The sequence below is a fragment of the Parasutterella muris genome (genome assembly GCF_009767915.1).
In the GTDB taxonomy this organism is placed as follows: Bacteria; Pseudomonadota; Gammaproteobacteria; order Burkholderiales; family Burkholderiaceae_F; genus Parasutterella; species Parasutterella muris.
Genome location: NZ_WSRP01000066.1, coordinates 1 through 4,944 on the forward strand (window position 1 = coordinate 1; position 4,944 = coordinate 4,944).

3 protein-coding genes are annotated in these 4,944 nt (G+C 51.6%); 2 read left to right on the forward strand and 1 reads right to left on the reverse strand.

Annotated elements, in window-relative coordinates; genetic code table 11:
* Positions 1-103: 103 nt before the first annotated feature.
* Complete coding sequence (dcuC, locus tag E5987_RS12300; protein ID WP_160336365.1) at positions 104-1,375, reverse strand: C4-dicarboxylate transporter DcuC; 1,272 nt, start codon at positions 1,373-1,375, stop codon at positions 104-106.
* 261 nt (positions 1,376-1,636) lie between these two features.
* Here dcuC and E5987_RS12305 point away from each other — a divergent pair, with 261 nt between their 5' ends.
* Both E5987_RS12305 and E5987_RS12310 read left to right on the forward strand, forming a co-directional pair.
* Positions 1,637-2,917 carry a Zn-dependent hydrolase gene (locus E5987_RS12305; protein ID WP_160336366.1) on the forward strand — a complete coding sequence of 427 codons (1,281 nt, stop codon included), beginning with the start codon at positions 1,637-1,639 and terminating at the stop codon, positions 2,915-2,917.
* Between the two features lie 29 nt (positions 2,918-2,946).
* On the forward strand, positions 2,947-4,785 hold the full coding sequence (locus tag E5987_RS12310) for a histidine kinase (protein ID WP_160336367.1): 1,839 nt from the start codon (positions 2,947-2,949) through the stop codon (positions 4,783-4,785).
* Positions 4,786-4,944: the final 159 nt, after the last annotated feature.

The following is a 4,944-nucleotide window of genomic DNA, read 5'->3' on the forward strand; positions in this document are numbered from 1 at the left end:
ATTACTAAACGCGGCAACCCTATTTTGCAATAAAAAATAAAACCAAAACGGCCCCCACCCCCGTGGTGGGGCGCCTTTTTGTTAACTATTCAGCGGGTCCTGATTAAACCATGATCAGAGCGAGGGTGAAAACACCGACGATCATCGGAATCGCTGTACGTTTAACCAGCTGCATCGGCTGAACCATAGCAAGACCGGAGATCAGAATCACAACGCCGGCAATCGGGGACATTGTACGTCCGAGAGAACCGGAGATGAGAGCCAGAGCACCGAGGTTCGGAACCTGCATGCCGAAGTCAGCAGCGTGCGGTGTAACCGCTTCGTTGAACGCGAAAGTTGCAGCGTCGCCGGAACCGGTAATAACAGCAAGGACGAACGGGCCGATAGAACCACCCCAGCGAGCGAGTTCGTTGGAAGCCTTGAGCGCTGTAACGAAGGCGTCAATCAGGCCGGCAGTACGCAGACCGGCAGCGAAGACACCGGCGGCAATGATGATGCCCATCACAGAGCCATAACCGTCGCCCATACCGCGGAAGAATTCTTTGGAGAACTTCTGAGGATCGGTCCAGGAAACAACCAGTGTGAAGATGGCGCCAAGGACCATAGCCTGAGCAACACCCATCTTAAGAGCGGGAACCCAAGAGTTGCCGACAACAAGAATAATAAGCGGAACCAGCGGAGCCAGAGCCTTGAGCGGATTGATCTTGGTAATTTCAGAACCGCCTTCCTTGGCTTCATAAGCAGTAAGCTCTTCAGCTGTAGGTTTGTTGTCGCGGAGAACCAGGCAGACGATCGTAATACCGACAAGACCGATACCCATCATGATGAGGGAGAACGGTGTGTGCAGAGCGATAAAGTCCATAACACCCATGTTCGAAATCTTCGAAACGAAGTTGTTATGAGACATACCCGGAGAGAGAATAGATCCGTAAGTACCCATCAGAACGGCAGCGCCTGCGGCGGCTGGACGAATACCGGAACGAATCATAACCGGAATGAATGTCGCGCCTACAGCAGCGGCACAGCCGGCAGCGGAAGGAATCGCGATATTAACGAAGAAAGTAACCGCAGTACAGGCCGGGATCAAGAGAATTCCAAGCTTCTTGAGCGGAGCGGCCAGCAGAGAGACTAAATGACGGTCGCAGGAAGTGTGTGTAACCACAAAAGCAAATCCCATCGCACCGCAGATTGCCATGATCAGACTTGCATTGGTCATGCTCTTTGCGAACTGATCCAGTGCTGCCATCGGCTTCATAGAGATGCAGCAAAGAAGTAAGCCGGCTGTAAAGAGGACCAAGCGTGTTTCATAGCGCTTAATCAGGCAGTAAACCGTTGCGATAACAACGACGACTGCAATCCAGGCAGTAATTGACATTGAAAAACACCTTAAAAATATTAGATTTCCCCTTTTGTCAGCTACCTGACAAAAGGGCCTTCTCCCCGACAGAAATAGGCATTCCTGTCGGTTGCTAGTCTCACACAATACGTTTTTTTACGTAATGAGGTAAACCCTTACAAAAATGTAAATGTCGAGTTTACTCAAATATTGGCTTAATGACATACCTATAGGTCTGCAGGTAAACTTTGCCCCTATACAAAACCATTACCAACCAATCTGATTAAGGAGAATCTTTTCATGTCTACAGATTTCCAGCGTGAAGGCCTTGAATTCGCGCAGAAGTGTTTTGACGATGTTCGTGCAATGTCGCTTGACAGCCAGGGCGTATCCCGCCAGGGCTACAGCGAAGTAGAAACTCAGGTTCTTGAGTACTTCAGAAAAATCGGAGAAGAACTCAGCCTCGAAATTTCTGAAGACAAGGCCGGCAACGTCTGGATGACCGTCCCAGGTAAAAACCGTGATCTGCCCGCCTTGGTCAGCGGCTCTCATGCCGACTCCGTTCCTCAGGGCGGAAACTTCGACGGTCTCGCCGGCATCGTTGCCGCTCTCTGCGTCGCCCGCTGGATGCGCAAAACCAACTATCAGCCCGAAAGAGATTTCACCGTCCTGATGATGCGCATGGAAGAAAGCTCTTGGTTCGGCAAGTGCTATGTCGGCTCGCTCGGCATGACCGGACAGCTCACCGACAAGGACCTCGCTCTGAAACACCGCACAAGCGGCAAGACTCTTGCGGAAACCATCAAAGCCTGCGGCTTTGATCCCGATGCGCTGACAACCGGAAAACCTGTGGTGGACCTCTCCAAGATGGCCGCCTTTATTGAACTTCATATTGAACAGGGCCCAACACTGGACTCTTCCGATACCCTGCGCGCCGGTATCGTGACGGGAATCCGCGGAAACGTCCGTCACAAAAACATTCGATGCGTCGGTCAGACCGCTCACTCCGGCGCCGTTGACAAACAGTTCCGCCATGATGCTGTTCTGGCATTTGCTGAACTGGCCTACCGCATGGACTGTCTCTGGGACGAATGGCTGAAGGCAGGACACGACCTCGTATTCACGATCGGTGTCGTTCACACCGCGGCAACTTCCGCAATCGCGGTTGTTCCGGGCGAAGTCACTTTCTGTGTCGACATCCGTTCTCTCTCTCAGGAAACCCTTGACGGATTCCACGCGGTCCTGGTCAAAGAAGCCGAAGAAGTCGCCAAGAAACGCGGCGTTAAATTTGAGTTCGACGGACTGATCTCGAGTAAACCGCTCGCCATCCATCAGGCGCTCAGAGAGCATCTCTCCAAAGCCGCCGCTGAAGCCGGCCTAAAAACCAAAGAGCTTCCTTCCGGAGCCGGCCACGACACGGTCACATTCGGCGGCCTCGGCATCCCCGCCGCGATGATCTTTGTCGCCAACCAGAACGGCTCGCACAATCCTCATGAAGCCATGAAGACAGAAGACTTCATGCAGGGCTCCGAGGTCCTCTGGCACGCGGTTAAAGACTTCCCGCACGAAGGCTTTAAGTAAGATAAACACTGACAGGAGGCGGAAATCATATGAAAAAAGTGCTCCCTTTTAGAAACTCTCTTTTCACTCAGATTTCCGCCGTCTTGATCGCGATTACCGCGGTCGCTTTTATCGGCCTCTTCTCTTTCCTGCAGGTCACGCAGGACTCCACGGGAAAGGGAAGCGCCATCAATATCTCCGGCTCTCTTCGTATGCAGAGCTATGTCTTATCGCTGACAGCGGCACGCTCAGCGCGCCTGCCCGAAGCTCAGAGAGCTGAAGAAATCGGCGGCGCCCTAAAGGAATTTGAACGGCGCCTCTCGAGTCAGGGTCTCACTGATGCCATCCCGAACGACCCTAAGGACGAACTCAGAAAAACATATGACGCGATCAGCGGTTCATATTTTTCAACCATCAAGCCGCTCGCCGAAGAGGTGATCCATTCGCCTGAAACCGAACTGACCCTATTCCTCGACACCATCCCTTCCTTTGTTTCCAAAATTGATCAATTCGTTTTGGACTTGGAAAAAGATCTCGAAATTAAAACCCGACAGATCCGCATCGGTCTTTCGCTGCTGATGCTCTTCGCTTTGCTGCTCTTTATCTTTGTCCGCGTTTATTTAAGACGAATCCTTTTTGATCCGCTTGAAGAGCTCTCCAATCTTTCCTCCTCCGTACGCGCCGGGGACTTCTCCCGCCGAAGCTCTTACCGTAAAGACAATGAGATCGGCAATCTCTCCGACAGCATGAACTTCATGATCGAGGACCTCTCTCGTCTGTACACAAACTTGGAAGAGGAAGTCAAAGAAAAAACCGCGGATCTGAATCTTCAGAAAGATGCGATCCAGCTTCTCTATGATCTGAAAAACATCCTGTTTACCGCGCAGCTTGAGCGCGAACACCTCGATAAAGCCCTTCTGCTGATCACCAAGCGACTAGACGCGTGTTCAGCCGCTCTCGGCCTGCGCTCCGCGGGCTCCGACACGCTCCGCTTCATTGCAGAGGCCGATCAGACGAACTACCCGCCGGTACAGAGCTTTGATATCAAACTTAATGAAGTGCTTAAAAAAGAATATTCCATACTGCACTTCTTGCGCGACGAACAAAAATACAGCCTTGCCTGCATACCTGCGGACATCAATACCACTCAGCTCACGCTTCTCATACTTTTTAAAGAGGACGCGAACGTTCGCGTCGACCGCGAGTTCACCAAAAACCTCGGTCAGGAATTTGCTCAGGCAATCGATAATTCTCAAAAAAGTGTGGAAAGCCGCCGCCTCGCTCTTTTCGAAGAGCGCTCCACGATTGCGCGTGAACTGCATGATTCCATTGCTCAGTCGCTCGCATTCTCCCGAATTCAAATCGCTCGCCTGAGCACAGAACTTCACAAAGGAACGGTAAGTCCGGAAGTTGAAAGCATTCTTGATGAGCTCAAGCTCGGCGTCCAAACCGCCTATCAGCAGCTGCGCTCCGTGCTGACCACGTTCCGACTGAAACCGAAGTCATCCGATCTGAAACAGAACATCCTCTCCATTCTGGACGAGTTCAAGGAACGCGACGGCTTCCATTACACCACTGATGTCGAGCTTCAAAGCTTTGAGCTTGACGCAAACAAACAAATTCATCTCCTGCAGATTCTTCGTGAAGCCCTGACCAACATAGAAAAACACGCCAGAGCCGACCAAGTCTTCGTCACGCTTCGCCCGATCGCATCAGGAAAGTTCCGCCTCGTTGTTAGGGATAACGGATGCGGTATTAAAGGCGTGAAAAAGGAGGGCCATTACGGATTAGAAATCATGCATGAGCGCACTAGAATATTGGGAGGAGTCATCTCAATCGAGCCTGCCGTGCCAAACGGAACACAGGTGGTTGTAGATTTCACACCATAGTCAATAAAATAATTTCACGATAGGAACGGTATGGCAGAAACTTATCGAGTTGTCGTCGTTGACGACCATCCTCTTTTCCGACGAGGCGTTGTCCAGCTGCTGGGAATGAACCCGATATTTGAAGTGGTCGCCGAAGCCGGCGATTTTGAAAGCGCAATG